General features: G+C 60.8%; 17 protein-coding genes. 10 read left to right on the top strand and 7 right to left on the bottom strand.

What is annotated here, in order from left to right; translation table 11 throughout:
- Positions 1-123: 123 nt before the first annotated feature.
- The 4 genes from apbC (at position 124) to BG841_RS16110 (ending at position 3911) form a co-directional block, all read left to right on the top strand.
- Entirely contained in the window at positions 124-1224 is a 1101-nt protein-coding gene (gene apbC / locus BG841_RS16125) for an iron-sulfur cluster carrier protein ApbC (protein ID WP_070058574.1), read from the top strand.
- A gap of 142 nt (positions 1225-1366) precedes the next feature.
- On the top strand, positions 1367-1933 hold the full coding sequence (gene dcd, locus BG841_RS16120; protein WP_070058573.1) for a dCTP deaminase: 567 nt from the start codon (positions 1367-1369) through the stop codon (positions 1931-1933).
- Between the two features lie 39 nt (positions 1934-1972).
- Positions 1973-2572: a YjaG family protein gene (locus BG841_RS16115; RefSeq protein ID WP_070058572.1), complete on the top strand. Its 600-nt coding sequence runs from the start codon at positions 1973-1975 to the stop codon at positions 2570-2572.
- 64 nt (positions 2573-2636) lie between these two features.
- Complete coding sequence (locus tag BG841_RS16110) at positions 2637-3911, top strand: valine--pyruvate transaminase (RefSeq protein ID WP_070058571.1); 1275 nt, start codon at positions 2637-2639, stop codon at positions 3909-3911.
- Here the strand turns inward: BG841_RS16110 and BG841_RS16105 are convergent.
- The 3 genes from BG841_RS16105 to purM form a co-directional block, all read right to left on the bottom strand.
- Positions 3901-4653, bottom strand: coding sequence for a DUF3108 domain-containing protein (locus BG841_RS16105; protein ID WP_070058570.1), 753 nt, complete (start codon positions 4651-4653; stop codon positions 3901-3903). The two genes, BG841_RS16110 and BG841_RS16105, sit on opposite strands and share 11 nt — an antisense overlap.
- A gap of 152 nt (positions 4654-4805) precedes the next feature.
- Entirely contained in the window at positions 4806-5471 is a 666-nt protein-coding gene (purN, locus tag BG841_RS16100) for a phosphoribosylglycinamide formyltransferase (protein WP_070058569.1), read from the bottom strand.
- Entirely contained in the window at positions 5468-6532 is a 1065-nt protein-coding gene (gene purM / locus BG841_RS16095) for a phosphoribosylformylglycinamidine cyclo-ligase (RefSeq protein WP_070058568.1), read from the bottom strand. The genes purN and purM overlap by 4 nt, the downstream gene beginning before the upstream one ends.
- Positions 6533-6721: 189 nt before the next feature.
- On the opposite strand from purM, the gene BG841_RS16090 reads away from it, so the two are divergent.
- From BG841_RS16090 to BG841_RS16080, 3 genes are all read left to right on the top strand, one after another.
- Positions 6722-8026 (top strand): DUF2066 domain-containing protein, encoded by a 1305-nt coding sequence (locus BG841_RS16090; RefSeq protein WP_070058567.1) that lies wholly within the window; start codon positions 6722-6724, stop codon positions 8024-8026.
- Positions 8027-8105: 79 nt separating this feature from the next.
- A complete protein-coding gene (gene hda, locus BG841_RS16085) occupies positions 8106-8804 on the top strand; it encodes a DnaA regulatory inactivator Hda (RefSeq protein ID WP_070058566.1) in 699 nt (232 codons plus the stop codon).
- Between the two features lie 14 nt (positions 8805-8818).
- The gene (locus BG841_RS16080; protein ID WP_070058565.1) at positions 8819-9151 is read left to right on the top strand and encodes a YqcC family protein; all 333 of its coding nucleotides are present in this window, start codon (positions 8819-8821) and stop codon (positions 9149-9151) included.
- A gap of 19 nt (positions 9152-9170) precedes the next feature.
- On the opposite strand, the gene BG841_RS16075 is transcribed toward BG841_RS16080, so the two are convergent.
- A complete protein-coding gene (locus BG841_RS16075) occupies positions 9171-11852 on the bottom strand; it encodes an EAL domain-containing protein (protein WP_070058564.1) in 2682 nt (893 codons plus the stop codon).
- A 69-nt stretch (positions 11853-11921) separates the two neighbouring features.
- Positions 11922-12773, bottom strand: coding sequence for a carboxylating nicotinate-nucleotide diphosphorylase (gene nadC, locus BG841_RS16070; protein WP_070058563.1), 852 nt, complete (start codon positions 12771-12773; stop codon positions 11922-11924).
- 270 nt (positions 12774-13043) lie between these two features.
- On the opposite strand from nadC, the gene BG841_RS16065 reads away from it, so the two are divergent.
- The 3 genes from BG841_RS16065 (at position 13044) to BG841_RS16055 (ending at position 16872) form a co-directional block, all read left to right on the top strand.
- Positions 13044-15287 carry a DUF1631 domain-containing protein gene (locus tag BG841_RS16065; protein WP_070058562.1) on the top strand — a complete coding sequence of 748 codons (2244 nt, stop codon included), beginning with the start codon at positions 13044-13046 and terminating at the stop codon, positions 15285-15287.
- Between the two features lie 95 nt (positions 15288-15382).
- Complete coding sequence (gene ampD / locus BG841_RS16060) at positions 15383-15988, top strand: 1,6-anhydro-N-acetylmuramyl-L-alanine amidase AmpD (RefSeq protein ID WP_416202621.1); 606 nt, start codon at positions 15383-15385, stop codon at positions 15986-15988.
- Positions 15985-16872 carry a histidine kinase gene (locus BG841_RS16055; RefSeq protein ID WP_070058561.1) on the top strand — a complete coding sequence of 296 codons (888 nt, stop codon included), beginning with the start codon at positions 15985-15987 and terminating at the stop codon, positions 16870-16872. The genes ampD and BG841_RS16055 overlap by 4 nt, the downstream gene beginning before the upstream one ends.
- Before the next feature lie 23 nt (positions 16873-16895).
- On the opposite strand, the gene BG841_RS16050 is transcribed toward BG841_RS16055, so the two are convergent.
- On the bottom strand, positions 16896-17459 hold the full coding sequence (locus tag BG841_RS16050; RefSeq protein WP_070058560.1) for a cob(I)yrinic acid a,c-diamide adenosyltransferase: 564 nt from the start codon (positions 17457-17459) through the stop codon (positions 16896-16898).
- 25 nt (positions 17460-17484) lie between these two features.
- Positions 17485-18390 (bottom strand): ketopantoate reductase family protein, encoded by a 906-nt coding sequence (locus BG841_RS16045; protein WP_228141688.1) that lies wholly within the window; start codon positions 18388-18390, stop codon positions 17485-17487.
- Between the last annotated feature and the right edge of the window lie 2 nt (positions 18391-18392).

The raw sequence follows: 18392 nt of genomic DNA, 5'->3' as shown, positions 1-18392 counted from the left end.
ACCTTGAGCTTGGATGGTTGTGGTCAGAAGCGGGCACAGATGATACCTTCCATGCGTTAATTTTTCATCTGGAAGGCCTGATTTTATTACCCACGGCCGTTAACGCCGACACCGGAGACTGAAATGACCCAGATATCGCAACACGCGCTGGAAGCGGCGGTTCGAGAGTATAAAGACCCGTATCTCGGGCAGGATCTGTTCGAGCTCGGCTTCGTCAAGTCATTGGGCGCGGATGAAGCAGGGCAGGTTACCCTGAGTGTAGAACTGGCGTACGCCGGTGCCGGTATTGCCGGTGCCATCCGGCAGCTGACCAGCACTGCGCTGGAAGCCGTGGCCGGCGTAACGGGGGTGACGGTCCACGTGAGCCAGAACATACGCGCCCATAAAGCCCAGAAAGATCTGCAGTCGATCGCCGGTGTCAAGAATATCATCGCCGTGGCGTCCGGCAAAGGCGGCGTTGGTAAATCCACCACTGCGGTGAATCTGGCACTGGCGCTTCGCGAAGAAGGTGCGCGGGTCGGTGTGCTCGACGCCGATATTTATGGCCCGAGTGTAGGTATGATGCTGGGTATCGCCGAGGGCACCAAGCCGGCAACCAAAGACGACAAGTTTTTTATCCCGGTGGACGCGCGCGGTGTGCAGGCCATGTCGATGGCGTTTCTGGTGACCGATAAAACGCCGATGGTGTGGCGGGGGCCTATGGTCAGCGGCGCGGTGCAGCAGCTGCTGACACAGACTCTGTGGAATGAGCTGGACTACCTGATCGTGGATATGCCGCCGGGGACCGGCGACATCCAGCTGACTCTGGCGCAGCGGGTACCGGTAACCGGGGCGGTGATTGTGACCACCCCCCAGGACATTGCCCTGCTGGATTGCAAAAAAGGCATCGAAATGTTCCGCAAGGTCGACATACCGGTGCTGGGGGTGGTCGAAAACATGAGTGTGCATATTTGCAGCCATTGCGGCCATGAAGAGGCCCTGTTCGGCCACGGCGGCGGCGAGCAGGTGGTGGCGGACTACGACACTGTTTTGCTGGGGCAGCTGCCGCTGCACATCACCATTCGCGAGCAGATGGATCAGGGCAATCCTGCCGTTGCCGTTGAGCCCGACTCGGAAGTGTCCCGCCGCTACCGGGATATCGCCCGCAAAATGACGGCGCTGCTATCGAACCGGGCGCGTAACCTGAGCTCCCCCATTCCGAGCATCTCCATCAGCGACGACTAGCCGTTGGTCGGGCTTCCCCCGGTTGGACAGGAGGAAGTCCGACCGGCTGCAAGCAGCTTGCTTTGGCGTTGGAGCGTGAGGACAGGTAAACTAGCACGCCCCGGAATTACGAACCTTCAGTATTCACCATGAGATTGTACCGATGAGCATAAAACCCGATAAGTGGATTCGCCGTATGGCCGAGCAGCACCGCATGATAGAGCCCTACGAGCCCGGGCAGGTGCGCGAATCTGCAAAAGGCCGCGTGATATCATACGGAACATCCAGTTACGGCTACGATGTGCGCTGCAGCAACGAATTCAAGATCTTCACCAATGTGCACTCCGCCACGGTCGATCCCAAGAATTTTGATGAAAGCAGCCTGGTGGATGTCAACAGTGACGTCTGTATCATTCCCCCCAACTCGTTTGCGCTGGCACGCACCGTGGAATATTTCCGCATCCCCCGTAACGTGCTGACCATCTGTCTGGGCAAGTCCACCTACGCCCGGTGCGGCATCATCGTCAACGTCACCCCGCTGGAGCCGGAGTGGGAAGGGCATGTAACCCTGGAGTTCTCCAACACCACCAACCTGCCGGCAAAAATATACGCCAATGAGGGCGTCGCACAGATGTTGTTCTTCGAATCCGATGAAGCGTGCGAAGTAAGTTACAAAGACCGCGGTGGCAAGTATCTGGGCCAGACCGGCGTCACCTTGCCCAAAGCATGATGACAGCATCCCGGGTGATTATCAGGGCAGGAGAATCCCGTGAACGCTAATCAGTTTCTCAAAGCGGTCGAGCAGCTTCAGGGCTGGCGCGAGTATGTGTTTTTGCTCGCCCTTGCCGAACGCGGGTTTCCGAACTATGCCCTGTTTGCCACGGCCATGGGGCTGAAAACCGGCGCCAAGATGCGGCGTTTGCTGGACGCGGCCTGGGAGCTGGTCCAGCACGAAACCCCCGAGGCGCAGGCGCCACAGCTGCTGGCCCGCCTGGAAGGCATGGCGCCGGATGTGGATGCCTACGAAGCCTACGGGGTCTACCCGGCCTTTGCCTTCTGCCAGCTGTTCGAGCAGGCGCTGCTGAACCGGGTGAACCCGGTCAAGCACCGGGCAACGGACGCGTCCCAGCTGGCCAGAGAAACGGTGATGGGGTTTGTGGAGTTTTCCGAAGGCGAAGGGCTGGGCGAGAGCGAGTTTGTGCGTCTGCTGGATCAACACCCCCTCATGAAAGATGAAAAGGTTTTTCAGCGCGAACTGGTGCTGGCACTGAAACGCCAGCGCACCCCCCTGGAAGTGTTTGTCACCGAGGTGCGCGAAGGCGCGGCCAACAAGGGGGTCAGCAATCTGGGTATTTCGCTGCAGGAGTGAGGCCCGGCGCGTACCGGCCAACTGATATTCAGGTCTTACATACTCAATTTTTCGGTAGGAAACGATGAAGCTGTCTGCATTTGGTAACAAACTCACGTCGGGAGCGGGCATTACGTCGCTGATGGAAGATCTCGGCAATGCGCTGGCCTCCGGTGACGAGATGATCATGATGGGCGGGGGCAATCCCGGACACATCCCTGAAGTGCAGGACAGAATCACCGAAATCCTGGAAGGCATCAGTCGGGATCCGGCAGCGATCCGCCGTCTGGTAGGGATCTACGATCCTCCCCAAGGCGAAAAGCAGTTCATAGCGGCCCTGGCGGACCTGCTGAACCGGGAGTATGGCTGGGGGCTGAAACCGGAGAACATTGCGCTGACCAATGGCAGTCAGGCTGCGTTTTTCATGTTGTTCAACATGTTCGGCGGTGACTACGGCGACGGCATCCACAAGCATATACTGCTGCCGTTGGCGCCTGAGTATATTGGTTACGCCGATGCCGGGATCGCTCCGGAGTTGTTCAAGGCGGTGCGCCCGGAGATCACCTTCACCGATGCCCACGAATTCAAATACCGGGTCGATTTTGATGCGGTTGAAGTGACTGCGGAAACCGGGGCCATATGCGTTTCCCGGCCCACCAACCCCACCGGTAACGTGATTACTGATGACGAACTCGCCCAGCTGGAAGAGATGGCGCGGGCGTACGATGTCCCTCTGATTGTCGACGGGGCTTACGGGACACCCTTTCCGAGCCTGTTGTTTACCGACGCAGAACCCCACTGGAACGAGCAGATCATTTTGTGTCTGAGTCTGTCCAAACTGGGTCTGCCAGCGGTCAGGACCGGTATTGTGATTGCCGCGGAGCCAGTCATTGCGGCCTTGTCCGGGGTCAATGCCATCATGAATCTGGCCACCGGTAGTTTCGGAGCCATGCTGGCGGAACCTCTGGTGCGCAGTGGCGAGATTCTGTCCATCAGCCGCGAAATTGTGTGTCCGTTTTACCAGCGAAAAATGCAGCGCGCGGTGGCCGCTTTTACCGAGGCGATGGGTGACGGGTGTCGCTGGTACATTCACAAGCCCGAGGGTGCCATGTTCCTGTGGCTGTGGTTTCCGGATCTGCCGATCTCCAGTTTTGAGCTGTATCAGCGGCTCAAGGCGAGGGGCGTGCTGGTGGTGTCCGGACACTACTTCTTCCCCGGCCTGCCCGACGACGACTGGCGCCACCGTCACGAATGCCTGCGTGTCACTTACTCCCAGGACGACGCTCAGGTGGCCAAAGGGTTGGCGATTATTGCCGAGGAAGTCAAGGCGGTGTGGGCCGCAGCCGCCGCTACCGGTTGATATCGGCGGTGTCGATATGAATGGCGTAGCGGGTGCCGTCCGGCTCCTGCTGATTCAGACGCACGAGCAAGTAGTTTAAATCCGGCGCGAACCACATCAGGGTCTCGCGCTTACTGCCTTCCCCGCGTACTTTCTCAACTTTGATGGTATGCAAGTCCCCCAAACTGGTACTGATGGTTTCTTCCCCGAGCACCATAAACCGGTCAGTATCGTAGCCTTTGTGGTTTGCCACCTTGTAACTGACATCGGTTTTACCGGCGCGGATATCCTGACTCATCTGCACCTGGTAGCCCAATGGGTCAAGCAGGCCGGATTCCAGTGGCAGGGAGACCTTCCGACCTTTGATGCTGCCGGTGGCCTGATGGTTGCGCCAGTCAAAATCCAGCGCGTTTTGGCGGTTGCGGATCAGCATGCCCGACAGTTTGTAACGGTAGCGGAGAGGAATCACCTGATTGTCCCGCCAGTTGAACAGCAGAGATTCGTTCAGGTCGGCAATAAACGAGTTGACCTTGAACTGGTATTGCCAGACGCCGTTTTCCTGAGGGGACAGGCGTATGGTCGCGCTGCCGTCGAGGGAGACGCCCTTGTCGATGGTGGCGCGATAGGTGGCGGAAAATGGCTCGAGCGGCAATTCTTCAGCCGGCGGAGCGGCCGTCTCGGGAACTGCAGCCGCGTGCGCGCCGCTGCAGGCCGCTGCGAGCAACAGCATTAATAGGAGACGGAATACCCGGTACACAGCCATGACACACGCTCTCGATCCGATTCGAAAAGATACAGTGAGCGCCAGTTTAGCCTGCGGGTGGCGGAGTATACAGCGCGGAGGATGACAAAACCGTCAGGTCGTCCGTAAATCCTTAGTCGCCGGACCGGCCGGATTGCGGCCGGTCCGGAACTTCAGTCGCCAGCGCTCAGGCGCATTGGGTCAGCGAGAGGCACGCCGTCGAAGCTGACGGTGTCGCCCACCATTTTCAGGCGTCCTTCGCAAAACCAGCGCAAGACGATGGGGTAGAGCAAGTGCTCTTTTTGCTGCACCTTGTCGGCAAGGCTGTCGGCGGTGTCGTCAGCGGTGACCGCCACTTCAGCCTGGGCGACCACCGGACCGCCGTCCAGATCTTCGGTTACAAAGTGAATGGACACCCCGTGCAGGCGGTCACCCGCTTCAAGCACCCGTTGGTGGGTGTTGAGGCCGGTGTATTTGGGCAGCAGAGAGGGGTGAACATTGAGGGTGATGCCGTGAAAGGCACGGACAAATGCGGGGGTCAGGATGCGCATGAAACCCGCCAGCACCAGTGCGTCAGGGCTGTAGCGCTCGATGTGGGCTTTCAGTACCGTGTCGAAGGCGTCGCGGGAGTCGTGGGCCTGGTGATCCACCGTGAAGGTCTCGATGCCCGCCTGGCGCGCGCGCTCCAGCGCAAACGCGTCGGGCCGGTTGGAGCCAACGGCCACGATCTTGCCCGGAAAGGCCGGGTCCCGGGCAGCGTCGATGAGGGCCTGTAAGTTGGTACCGGCGCCGGACACCAGAACGACGATTCTTGGCTCGGTCATGTCAGGTGCAATCATACGGACAGGAACCCGGGGGAGTAGCGCACACAGGGTTTACCGGTTTTGCCCGCTGGCCGCTCGATTACACCGATTTGCCAGGCGTTCTCGCCCATAGAGGCAAGTATGTCGAGTGCAAGTTCCCGTTGCGCCTCCGCGACGCACACCACCATGCCCACACCGCAGTTGAAGGTCCGGTACATTTCGTCATCGGCAACGCCGCCGTTGTCCTGCAGCCACTGAAACACCGGTGGCAGCGACCAGCTGTCGGTGTCAATGACCGCACAACTGCCTTCCGGCAAAACCCGCGGGATGTTCTCGGGCAGCCCGCCGCCGGTGATGTGGGACATGGCCCGCACGTCCACCTGGCGGATAAGATTCAGCAGGTTTTTGACGTAGATGCGGGTGGGTTCCATCAGCGCGTTGCCGAGGGTGTCGTCTCCGATTGGCTGGTCCAGATCGGCGTTGCTGACCTCTATTATCTTGCGCACCAGCGAGTAACCGTTTGAGTGCGGGCCGGAGGATCCCAGTGCGATCAGCACATCGCCGTCCTGTACACCCATGCCGTCGATGATCTCGCTGCGTTCGGCCACGCCAACGCAAAAACCGGCGAGATCGTAGTCGTCGCCTTCATACATACCGGGCATTTCGGCGGTTTCACCGCCCACCAGGGCGCAGCCCGCCAGCTCGCAGCCGGTGCCGATGCCGGCGACCACGTCCGCCGCTACATCGACATTGAGTTTACCGGTGGCGTAATAGTCAAGGAAAAACAGGGGCTCCGCGCCACCCACCACCAGGTCATTGACGCACATGGCTACCAGGTCGATACCGATGGTGTCGTGCCTGTTGAGTTGCATGGCGAGGCGCAATTTGGTGCCCACGCCATCGGTACCGGATACCAGCACCGGCTCGCGGTAGCCGGACGGAATGGCGACGGTTGCACCGAATCCACCGAGGCCACCAAGCACTTCCGGACGTTTGGTGCGGGCCGCTGTTGCCTTGATGCGGTCGACGAGTTCGTTACCGGCGTCAATATCCACGCCGGCATCGCGGTAAGTAAGAGAGGGCTTTTGTTCGCTCATGATTCAGGGTAACCGTTTTGGCCAATGAGAGGGAGGGCGGGATTTTAGCAGGTGCGAGAGAGGGCTCCAAATGCAATTGGCCGGATCGCTACTCAGTAATACGGCCTTGGTGTATCCTATGCGGCATTCACGCGAATTGCAGGGTGCTTCATGCCACAATCCAATTGCTCGATTAATCCAGCCATTCCAATGACTAAGCCGTTTTCGCGGGCGATGCTGTTGCGCTTACTCTGGTTGATTATACCCCTGCTGGGGGTTTCACTGCCGGTGGCGGCGGTGATCGTGGATGGTCTTTACACGGTCGAGGTGCCGGTGAGCGGCTCCCAACCGGATCAGTTACAGGCCGGTTACGCGGAAGGTTTGAGTCAGGTGTTTCTGCGAGTGTCGGGAAGCAGTGAGGTGCTGCGGCAAGCCGAGGTCCGGGCCTTGCTGCAAGAAGCGGATACGCTGCTGCAGGCCTATCAGTTCCTGCGGGCTGACGATGGCGAGGGCGACCGGTTACGGATGACCTTTGGGGCCGTGGGCGTCAATCGGGCGCTGGCCTCTGTGGGGGCTCCGGTGTGGGGCGCCAATAGACCACTGACCCTGGCTTGGGTGGCCGTGCAGGATAATCGGGGCCGGCAGTTGCTTGTCAACCCGAAGGGCGGCGCTGCAGCCGCCGGGGACGCGTGGCAGCAAGCCTTTACCAACGCGGCTGCCCGCCGCGGATTACCGATCCTCCTGCCACCGGCCCGACTGGCGGACGACCGCCAGCTGTTGTCGGAAGTGTGGGGTCAGTTCATGGGCAGTATCCGGGACGCGTCCGCCGAGTGGGGGCATGATTTACTGGCCACGGTGCGCATCAATCGGGACGGCAGCGGATGGCGGGCCTCCTGGCTGGTGGAGGGACGTGGCGTGGCAGAGGTGGAAAGTTCGGTGCGGGGCGCAAATCCCGGAGAAGTCGCCAACCGTGTGGTGGATGTCTGGGCGGATATGCTGGGGGCAAAATATGCGGTCGCCGCCGGTGATGTCAGTGATTCAGCGCAGGTCGATCTGGTGATTGAGGGGGTGCGGAATCAGGCTGACTACGCCGAACTGCACGCCTCGCTGGGTAACATGACCCCGGTGGTGCGGGCCGGCGCGGTGAAGGTGAATCCCGACCGGGCGATCGTCCGGGTCGATTTTACCGGTGAGTTGAGTCAGCTGAAGGAATACATCGCGTTGGATCAGCGATTTGTGCCAATGCCGGCACCCCGGGTGATGATGAGCCAACCGCAACCCTCCACGGTCGCCGGGCCGGCCGGGGGTGAGAGTGTGACGGAGATAACCGGCGCGGAAAACACGGGGGTGCAGAATGCCGGGCAGGCAGCCGTCGAAGACCCAGCGGCCACGGCAGAATTCAGTTACCCGGCCCCCGCTCCGGACAGTGAGAACGGTTCATTTGAATCCCTGTATCCGGATATGTACTACCGCTGGCAGGCTGGCACCATCCTGCAACAGGGTGCTGGGGAGTAATCCGGTTGAAACAGCAAGCCCGGTGGTATCAATACAGGCACGCACCCCTGATGGGCCGGGGCACGGAGGCCGAGCGACGTTGAGCGGACCACAACTGACTCTGGGCGTAAAACTCCGGGATGATGCCCGATTCGACAATTTCCACGGAGATCGCAATGCGGCGGCGGCACAGAAACTCGCCCGGCTCTGCGGCGAAGGCGCCCAGGCTCCCGTAGTGATATTGTGTGGCGATACCGACACGGGCAAGAGCCATTTGCTGCAGGCCGCCTGTCACCAGCTGGACCGGCAGGGGGGCAGTGCGGTGTGTGTCAGTCTGGAAGAGCTCATGCCCCTGGGCCCGGACGCGTTGACGGGACTTGAGCAGCATGCCCTGGTGGGGCTGGATGATCTGGATTTGATCGCCGGCAACACCGAGTGGGAAGAAGCGGTTTTTCACCTGTATAACCGTCTGACGGATTGCGGCCACCGTCTGTTTATCAGTATGTTGGATACGCCGGGGGCGTTGCCATTCGGGTTGCAGGACCTGGTGTCCCGTTTGCAGCATGGGCTGGTGATACAGCTTGGCATCTACCGAGATGCGGATCGCCTGACCATCCTGCGGGCCCGGGCCGAAAAACGCGGGCTGGTGATGGTGGATGAGGTAGCGGCCTACATCTTGCGGCGGGCGCCACGAAAACTCGCGGACTTGCTGGCGATTCTTGACCGGCTCGATGAAAACTCGCTGCGGGCGCAGCGCAAACTAACCATACCCTTCGTCAAGTCCGTGATGGGCTGGTAACACCGGGAGACGGGATGAACAGAGCGCAAGTAAACCAGGTTGCCGACAGTCTGTTGGCCATTGAGATGGAACTGCGCCGTCTGGGGATGTGGTCGGCAGAGGCTCCGGCGCCGGAGGCGCTTCAAAGCGCACAACCCTTTGCGATAGATACGCTGACCTTTGTTGAATGGTTGCAGTTTGTATTCTTGGAGCGCATGAAGGAGTTATTGGAAGAGGATCTGCCGTTCCCGCAGGTTTCGGGGATTGCGCCCATGGCCGAAGAGTATTTTCGCGGCCGGGAGCAGCTGGGCCGGACGCTGGTGCGGGAGCTTAAAATTATGGACGAACTGCTATCCACCGCGTCCTGATAACCCAGGTTTACTTCCCTCAGAGCGCGTCGGAGTGTTCCGCTACCAGCGGGTAACCTTCGGCGAGACGATCAAACAAATCCGCGAGCTGGGTGCTGGCAATGGCGGGGCTGAACCGATGGCCTTGCAGCAGGTGGCAGCCCGCCGCCCGCATGAACTCCTCTTGCGCTGCAGTTTCAATACCGGTGGCTGAAACCGTCAACGCCAGCTGCTGCGCGAGATTGATCAGCGTATGCACCATGGTGGCAGCACTCTCATCAACGGCAGCGAGTTGCAGTAACTTCTGGTCAATTTTGACCTGGTCGAAGGGCAGCTCCCGCAAATGCCACAGAGACACCAGACCACTGCCAAATTTGTCCAGCACCAGTTTGACCCCCAGTGCCTTGAGCTCCGCCAGCGTGTTCTTCGCCTCCGCCCCCGGCGCCCCGAGAGTTCCCTCATCAATTTCAATCAGCAGCAGCGCAGGATCCAGCCGTGTTTCTTTCAGGGCGCGCTTAAGTTGCCCAACCAGTTTGGGGTTGTAGTACTGGCGGGAGGATAAGTTAATGCGCACGCTGATGCTGTGGCCGCTCATGGCCTGCATGGCGCGGGCCTGCAGGCAGGCGTTGAAGCAGACCCACTCGGCGAGCGCCTGCAGTTGACCGGTATGCTCGGCCACATCCAGAAAGTCCGCGGGCGTCAACACGCCATTTTGCGGGTGATGCCAGCGTAACAGCGCTTCCATATCCCTGACGCTGCCGGTTGCGGCGGACACCAGTGGCTGGTAATACAGATCCAGTTGACCCAGGGCAATGCCTTCGCGCAATTCCCGTTCAAGGGTGGTCTGGCGCTGCATTTCGCTGTTCATGTCCTCACTGAAGAACTGCAAAGTGTTGCGGCCCGAACTTTTGGCGCGGTACATGGCCATATCGGCATTTTTAAGCAATTGCTCATAGGTGCGCCCATCTTCCGGCGCCAGGGTAATGCCGATGCTGGAGGTGACCACCAGATCGCCCCCAACAAGCTCCAGCGGTTGGCCCAGTGCATGCAGAATGCTGCGGGCCACTTTTTCCGCGCCTTCGGCCCCGCTCACCTGGGTCAGCAATACCGCAAATTCGTCGCCTCCCAGGCGCGCTACGGTATCCTCCTCGCGCACGCAGTCCTGCAAGCGGGAGGCAATGGTTTGCAACAACTGGTCGCCGGCGTCATGGCCCAGGGTGTCGTTGATGCGCTTGAAATGGTCCACGTCGAGGCAGATCAGTGCGCAATAATAGCCGTGGCGCAACGCACTGGTGATTGCCTGTTTACAGCGGTCTTCGAACAGGCGCCGGTTGGCGGTATTGGTGAGCACATCGAAGTGCGCCAGGTAGTGCAACTGGCTCTGGTTGCGACGGATTTCGCTGATGTCCTGACCCACCATGATGAGGCGTGCCTGCTCCGGGTCGTCGCTGCTCATGCGGGTCAAATTCCACAGAATGTGGTGACAGCTGTGGTCGGACCCCCGCACCTCGGTTTCGATGCTGTCCTGTTGCAGCCCGCTGTTGAGCAGTTTGACGACTTTCCAGCTCAGTTCATCCCGCTGCTCGGCGGGCAGGAAGGCTTCGACGAAGTTGAGGCCAATGGCCTCATCACGGCTGTGGCCGAACAGGGCTTCTGCGGCACCGTTCCATTGGTGGATGTAAAAATTGGGGTCGATGACCACAAAGGGGCTGCTGGCCGCTTCAAACAGCTCCTGGTAACGGCGCGAGGACAGGCTCAGGGATTTTTCCGTTTTCAGTCGGACCAGCACCTCGTCCCGGAGTTCGTCGTTGGCATGCTGCAGGTCGCGGGTGCGCAAAGCGACAAGCTCTTCAAGCTGGTTCTCGATGTCCTCCCGATCCCGGAGGAGGACTCTCACGTAGTAAGCCGAGATGAGCATCACCGCAATCAGGGCTTGAATGAGCAGGTGATCGGTTGCATTCGTCCCGGCGGGCAGCCCCTGCAGCGCCGTCGCCAGTCCTGTCAGCCCCGCGGCCCCGATGGCCCCCAGGGCGGTGGCAAACCCGAAGCGGGTGGCGGCCCAGATCATCAGGGGAAGAAGCAGGAAGATGGTTTGCAGCGGGTCGTGCCAGAGCAGCACGGCCATGAAAAGCAGACAGGCGGACCAGATCGTAAGTTCGCCGCCACGCTGCCGGCAATCCTGCAGGAAGACGCGCTTGCGCAGGGTCATCAGCGCCGGCAGCAGGGTGATGGAACCCAGAAAGCCAATGCTCCAGTTTTGCAGCAATAACGCACTGTTGAGCCCGCTGGTATCGACGGACAGGCCCAGGGCGGCGACAAAGCATGCCATGGTGAGGGTGCCGACCAGCCAGAGGTAGGCGGTGTATCTGTCAAACGGTGACTGTCCCGGGTAGACCCGGGTAAACCCCCACCAGGTCAGCAGTGCGGCGGACACGGTCGCAGCCACATGAAAGGCAAGGGTAATCGAACTGGCTTCGGCTGCGGATCGCGTGCTGAGTGCCAGGGCGGCCAGTACGGAGCCGGCGATGACACTCGGAATTGCCCGCGGGCCGCGCTTGAACAGCAGGTGTATGGCGTAACCCAATGGCAGCCAGGCGGCAGGATGGGGGTCGGCTTGGGCAGGAAAAAACGCACTGATGAAGCCAAGAGCGGCAAATATCAGTGCGTCGGAACAATGATCCCGCCAACGAGCAGTGTGGGTGACCAACGTGCGTGGCTTCATGCGTATCCTTGCTACATTCATGCGTCAGGCGAACTGTCCATCATTCGCCTGCTGTCGTTGTTTGTCCGGCTAACCTCCAAACGGGGCCAGTCGCATTGATAAATCCACGGCCTTGAGGTCCTTGGTCAGCGCACCGATGGAAATATAGTCGACACCCGTTTCCGCGACCTGCACAAGCGTGGTTTCATTGATGCCGCCGGAAGCTTCCAGTTTAGAGGTTCCTTTTGCCAAGGCAACGGCGTGCCGCATATCCGGCAACGAAAATTCATCCAGCATGATGATATCAGCACCGGAAGCGAGGGCCTGCTCGAGCTCTTCCATGTTTTCGGTTTCAACTTCCACCGGGCGACCGGGGAAGAGTTCCCGTGCGGAGCTGATGGCCTGGGCAATCGAGCCGCAGGTGGCAATGTGGTTCTCTTTGATGAGGAAAGCGTCCCACAACCCAATGCGGTGGTTGTCACAACCTCCGCAGGTAACCGCGTATTTCTGCGCGAGGCGCAGGCCGGGCAGGGTTTTGCGGGTATCCAGCAAACGGACCGGGGTATGCGCGACCAGCGCAGCGTAATGGTGGCAGGTGGTGGCCACACCGGACAGGGTTTGCAGCCAGTTCAAGGCGGCCCGCTCTCCCGTGAGCAGGCTGCGCGCGTTGCCATGGCAACTGAACAATGTCTGGCCCGGTTCCACCCGGTCGCCATCCTGCACATGCCACTCCAGGGTGACCGCCGGATCCAGCTGTCTGAATACTTCGTTAACCCATTCCTGACCGGCGATTACGGCGGCATCGCGGGTGATCACCTGGCCGGAGGTGGTGTGGTGGGGCGGAATGAGAGTGGCGGTGATGTCACCGCTGCCTACGTCCTCTCTGAGGCTGTGGGCCACGGTTTCGATCCGGGTTTGCCGAAGGAGTTCAAGAGATACCATGAAATAGAGTGTCCATCATCAGGGAGAGTCAAGGGGCATTCTATCGTCTGCAGGGGGCGAGGCCAAACGGATTGCGACCGGTGCGCGGGGGGAGTGTCGAAACTCGGCCAGATTTTGTTGCGGTTTGCGACGGATTTACCGGTCTGGTTTGCGGTCGGTCAGTGATGCTCCGCAAAGATACACAAAAGGTGACAAAGTCTGACACAAGGTGACAGGACTGCGCATGCCCAAGGGGGTACACTGTTAATTATTGTTAAATAGAGGTTTTTCATGGCGCAAGATAACAAGGTGGTCAACTTTACCGGTAAGAACACGGTCGATCGCTTTTCGCTGCCCGTCGCGTTGGTGCGTTTGCGGGACGCGTCCGGGCAGGCTTTACGTGACGTGTTGGCGGAGTTTTTTGATCGGGCTGACGACAGCCTGTTCAGTATGGCGGACAAGGCCGCGACCAACAGCGATCAGATTGCCTATTTTGACGCCATGCGAGAGTTACGTCTGCGTCGCAAGAACATGACGGTTGCCATCCTGCAGCGGGTCAGCCGTGCCTTTAATGAGCTGGGCAGCTTCGACCCGATACCCGGGGCGTCGGGGCTGGATTCGTTCAGCCAGGAGTCGTTGACCCTGATGGCGCATTCCGAGCTCGAGCAAAAAGTGGCAATCGACAGCCTGATCAACAAGCTGCGCGCCCATTACGCCGAGACCATCCATCTGCTGGAAGTACGGGTGTCCCACTTGGTGCCCGGGTGTGAGCTGCATCCCCGCCAGATGCCGCTGAGCCCGGAAGTCATTTGTTCCGCGCTGGCAGAATCCTGTGTGGATCTGGATGTCGACATCCGCGCCAAACTGATCGTCCTCAAACTGTTCGATAAGCTGTTGATCAGCAATTTGCAGGCGTTCTATGTCAACGCCAACCGGTTGCTGGTTGACGAGGGCGTTCTGCCTGACATGTCCCGGCCACCGCTGCCCGAAAACGACAGCCGCAACCCCCAGGCGCGACAGTTCGGGCCTGCGGTGCTGGCAAACGCAACCGCAGCACCGGGTGGCGACCGCATCGCGGATGATCCGGCGGGGGTTTCTTTTTCGGAACTGTCGGCGTTGTTGCACGAAGAGGGTGCCCCTGCTGCAGTGCCCGCGGGTCAGGGTGCAGTGGCGCAGCTGGACACCGCCTCGCTGCTCAGTCAGCTGGGGCGGATTCAAAACGACATCCTGGCGATGAGCAAAACCCCGGTCAGCGGCCCGCCTGCGGTGGTGCCGCTGAACGAGCAGTTACGGCCGTTGCTGGAAGCGCAGGGCGAGCAGCGTTACAGCTTCCAGCAGGTCGATCGTGATGTGATCAACCTGGTGTCGATGTTGTTTGACTTCATCCTCGAAGATGAACAGTTGTCGCCCTTGATGAAAGCCGCCATCAGCCGTCTGCAGGTGCCGATGCTGAGGGTGGCCTTGACCGACCAAAGCTTTTTCAACCGTGGCGGCCATCCGGCCCGCAAACTGCTTAACGATCTGGCAATGGCGGGTATTGGCTGGAGCGAAAAAGGCGCCAGTCAGCGTGACCCGCTGAAGGTCAAGATTGAGAGTGTCATTGAGCGATTGCTCGAAGATTACACCGACGACCCGGCGCTGTTCAGCGATGTGCTGGACGAGTTCAGCCACTTTATGGATCTGGATCGCCGCCGGCGCCAGTTGGTGGAGCAGCGTTTGCGGGATGCTGAAGAAGGGCGTGCGCTCCAGGAGCAGGCCCGGGCAGCGGTAGACCGGTTGCTCGCCGAAATCATCGACCAGCGCAGGATTCCGGATGCTGTCAGTAACTTGCTGGATGAGCCTTGGCGCAAGTACTTGCAGTGGGTGGTCCTGCGGAAGGGGCAGGGCAGCGATCTGTGGAAACAGGCCACCGAACTGACCCGGCGTCTGGTGTGGACGGTGGATCCGCAGCCCGTTGACAAACAGACCCGCAGCCGTTTGTTGCAGATGATCCCGGCGGTGGTGGATGAGCTTCGGGACGCCCTGAGCAGCATCTCCTGGGATCCGTTTGCGATCGACAAGAGCATCCGGGATCTGGAACTGGCGCACGTCGACGTGTTTCAGTTGCTGGCCGGCCAGGTTGCGCCGCCAAAGCCGGTCGAGGCCCCTGAACCGCCCGCGGAAGAGCGCCCTGACACCGCTCCGGTTATGACCGTGGTACCCACCGAGGCCCCGCCGGCGACGCCGGCAACCGCCGCTTCGCAACCGCCGCTGGCGGAAGAGTGGTTGCGCAAGGCGGACGCATTGCCGGTTGGTTCATGGGTCGAGATGATGGTGGGGGAAACCCGCATCCGCTGTAAGCTGGTGGCCTTCATCAAGGCAACCGGCAAGTACATCTTCGTGAACCGGAACGGCGCCAAGGTGGCCGAGTATCACCGTGACTCCCTCGCACAAGCCCTTGCCATGAATGAAGTCAGCGTCCTTGACGATGGTCTGATTTTTGATCGGGCGCTGGAGTCGATCATCGATAACCTGCGCAGCAGCCGGGGGGATTAACACAGCACTGGTGGCTGGTCGCAGCGTCGCACCGCGCTGGCGCCGCCTGGGGGATTGTGGTTCAATCGGCTGATTTTAAGCTTTCGGAACTTATTTTGACGCCTGAATTTGCCAACACCGCCACCGCCGTAAGCACCCTGCGTGAAACCGGCCGTATCCCTGGCGCCCGCTGGAGCCCGTCCCCCAACTACGGTGAGAGACCGGCGGGAGCCGACATCTCTTTGTTGGTGGTGCACAACATCAGCTTGCCGCCGGGGCAGTTTGGTGGTGATTATATCGAACACTTTTTCCACAACCGGCTCGATCCCGGGGGCCACCCCTACTTTGCCTCCATCGCGGAGCTGTGCGTGTCTGCCCACGCGCTGATACGCCGTGACGGCACGGTGGTCCAGTTTGTCAGCCTTCTGGATCGTGCCTGGCATGCCGGGCGCTCGCAGTTCCGCGGGCGGGACGAGTGCAACGACTTCTCCATAGGCGTCGAGCTTGAGGGCACCGATGAGCTGCCTTATGAAACCGCTCAATACGCGACCCTGGCGGATCTGGCCGCATTGATCATGGCCGCCTGGCCGGAGGTTACGGCGGAACGGATAGCCGGTCATTGCGACATAGCGCCGGGCCGGAAAACCGACCCGGGTGCCGCGTTCGACTGGCGGTATTTCCACCATCAGCTCAATCACAGGATAAAAGGACAGCACGGATGAACTTACTGATCTTCCTGCTCGCCTATATGGTGCGCCGTAAACTGGATCGTCGTGACCGTTTGAATGCCGATCGCTTCTGGCGTTGGCTCTTCCACCGGTTCCGGCGCACACCCGCCGGTGACAGTCAGCGGGTCTGGCCGGGATTGATGCTGATTGCCGTTGCGCCCGCGTTGCTCTTGCTGATGGAAGCGGGGTTAGCCGCAGCCGGCTGGCGGGCTGCGGCTTATCCGGTAGAGTTCGCGGTGTTGGTGCTGGCCCTGGGGGCACCCGGCTGGCAACAGGTGTTTGCCGCCTACACCCGGGCCTGGCGAAGAGGGGACATGCAGGGGGCCTGGTACAGTGCCAAGGCTTCTCTGTCCCCCGAGGCCCGCGGTGCTGCGGCCACCCCCGAGTCGGTGCATGTAAAGTTTGCGGGCCGGTTTATGGTGAACGTGTTCGAGCGGTATTTCCTGATTGTGTTCTGGTACGCCATCGGTGGCATCGCCGCAGCGTTGCTGGCCCGCAGCGTGATTGCGTTGCGCGATCACTGGCCGCGCAAGGCGGCGCGCACCCGATATGCCCGCATGGCCGCCCTGGTCTCCTGGCTGCCGGCACGCCTGCTTGTCCTCACGTTCGGCCTGGCCGGCGACCTGGCAGGCTGGTCGAAACAGGGGCGCCGACACCTGTTGTCAGCGGCGGTGAATGTCGAGACAGTGCTGGTCCACAGTGCTGACAGCGCGTTGACCGGATACGCCCTGTCCCCCGGCAAATTTGCCAGCTTGCATCCGGATGAATGGCTGGATTTCGGCCGCCGCAGCCTGCAGGCCGTGCGCGATTTGTTGAACCGCAGTATGCTGGTGTGGGTGTGTGGTTTTGCGCTGCTGGTGATCGCGGGTATTCTGTGAGCGCCGTTCTGGCCTGCCCGGATTCAGTCCGGCAGTCGGGATTCGCTCTGCTCCCAGAGAATCTCTTGGGCGCCTTCCCGGCGTGCCAGCACCCGCGCAAACACGAACAGCACATCCGATAACCGGTTCAGGTACTGGCGGGCTCCCGGGTTGATGGTTTCTTCGCTGGCCAGGGCGACCACGACCCGCTCCGCCCGGCGACAAACGGCGCGCGCCAGGTGGCACTGGGCTGCGGGCTGGGAGCCCCCGGGGAGAATGAAGTTTTTCAGCGGTGGCAGGGTGTCGTTGTGGGTGTCCAGACACAGCTCCAGCCAATCGATGTGTGCGGCAGTGATCATCTGACTGCCGGGAATGGCGAATTCGCCTCCCAAATCAAACAGGTGGTGTTGTATTCGTTTAAGCACGGGCGCCAGTTGGTCGTTGGCCGGCAGCAATGCAAGCAACATTCCCAGGTGGCTGTTTACCTCATCGACGGTGCCCAGCGCTTCAATGCGCAAAGTGCTTTTGGCCAGCCGGCTGCCGTCGGCCAGTCCGGTCGAGCCGTCATCACCGGTGCGGGTATAAATCTTGGATAAGCGGTTGCCCATAACCAGGTTCTCTGATGGTGGTGGATTAACAGGTTGCCGACAGGGCGGTGACTTGTTCGGTCAACATGCGGTTGACCGGCAGGGACAGCCCCAGCTCCTCGCCACGACGCCAGACATAGCCGTTGATATAGTCAATTTCGGTGGGACGCTTGCGGGCGACGTCGCTGCGCATGGAGGAGGAATTGTTGGCGGTAGCCCGGGCGATGGTTTCAATCTGTGCGCGCATCTGCTGCGGGCCGGGTGAGGCCAGCCCCTCCGCTTCCATCAGCCAATGCAGCTCCAGACACAAGGGGTCAATATGGCGGCGGTAATAGTCCTGCTCGGGCAGGGCGCCATTGGGGCAGTCGAGTAGCGCGGTGAACGGATTGATGCCGGCGTTAATGATCAGTTTGTTCCATAAACGCTGCAGGATTTGGGGCTCGCAGTCCACCGGGCGGGTGGACGCCGCCAGTACCCGGATCACCCGCGACAGTTGCTGATGGGCCGTTGGCGTCATGGCACCCACCCAGGTGTGCCCCGCGCCGGCATGCACCGTCAGCTGGTCGTCCGGTCGATGAGCCCCTTCGGTGGTGGACGCGGCGCACACCGGGCGCTCGGGCCAGCGCCTGGCAATGGCCTGCTGGCACCCCATGCCGTTCTGAAACAGCACCACGGGCACCTCGGGCGGCAGGTCGGGCAGGTGCGCGGCGACGGCGGCCTGCGTGTCCTGGGCCTTGGTCATCACCAGCAATACTTCCGGTGTCCCGGTAACATCGCGGGCGTCGGCCACGGTTACCCTGCGGTGGTGACCGTTAAGGTCGCAGAACTGATAATCGATCGGGTGTGGGACCGTGTGGGGCCGTTGCACAAAAGCCGCGGCGCCGGCGGGCAGATAACCCGCCCACAGGCGCCCCATGGCACCGGCTCCCAGTATGCGCACAGCCCCGGGCACGC

Source organism: Marinobacter sp. X15-166B (genome assembly GCF_001752365.1).
Classification (GTDB): Bacteria; Pseudomonadota; Gammaproteobacteria; order Pseudomonadales; family Oleiphilaceae; genus Marinobacter.
Note: the sequence above shows the minus strand (reverse complement) of the source record. Positions and strands in the feature narration are given on the sequence as shown.

Bases quoted from the DNA above. Each gene is read 5' to 3' on its own strand.
- purN (WP_070058569.1), bottom strand. From the start codon at position 5,471: ATGATTGCACCTGACATGACCGAGCCAAGAATCGTCGTTCTGGTGTCC.
- BG841_RS16110 (WP_070058571.1), top strand. From the start codon at position 2,637: ATGAAGCTGTCTGCATTTGGTAACAAACTCACGTCGGGAGCGGGCATT.
- BG841_RS16075 (WP_070058564.1), bottom strand. From the start codon at position 11,852: ATGAAGCCACGCACGTTGGTCACCCACACTGCTCGTTGGCGGGATCAT.
- dcd (WP_070058573.1), top strand. From the start codon at position 1,367: ATGAGCATAAAACCCGATAAGTGGATTCGCCGTATGGCCGAGCAGCAC.
- apbC (WP_070058574.1), top strand. From the start codon at position 124: ATGACCCAGATATCGCAACACGCGCTGGAAGCGGCGGTTCGAGAGTAT.
- BG841_RS16090 (WP_070058567.1), top strand. From the start codon at position 6,722: ATGACTAAGCCGTTTTCGCGGGCGATGCTGTTGCGCTTACTCTGGTTG.
- BG841_RS16080 (WP_070058565.1), top strand. From the start codon at position 8,819: ATGAACAGAGCGCAAGTAAACCAGGTTGCCGACAGTCTGTTGGCCATT.
- purM (WP_070058568.1), bottom strand. From the start codon at position 6,532: ATGAGCGAACAAAAGCCCTCTCTTACTTACCGCGATGCCGGCGTGGAT.
- BG841_RS16105 (WP_070058570.1), bottom strand. From the start codon at position 4,653: ATGGCTGTGTACCGGGTATTCCGTCTCCTATTAATGCTGTTGCTCGCA.
- BG841_RS16065 (WP_070058562.1), top strand. From the start codon at position 13,044: ATGGCGCAAGATAACAAGGTGGTCAACTTTACCGGTAAGAACACGGTC.
- BG841_RS16055 (WP_070058561.1), top strand. From the start codon at position 15,985: ATGAACTTACTGATCTTCCTGCTCGCCTATATGGTGCGCCGTAAACTG.
- BG841_RS16050 (WP_070058560.1), bottom strand. From the start codon at position 17,459: ATGGGCAACCGCTTATCCAAGATTTATACCCGCACCGGTGATGACGGC.
- nadC (WP_070058563.1), bottom strand. From the start codon at position 12,773: ATGGTATCTCTTGAACTCCTTCGGCAAACCCGGATCGAAACCGTGGCC.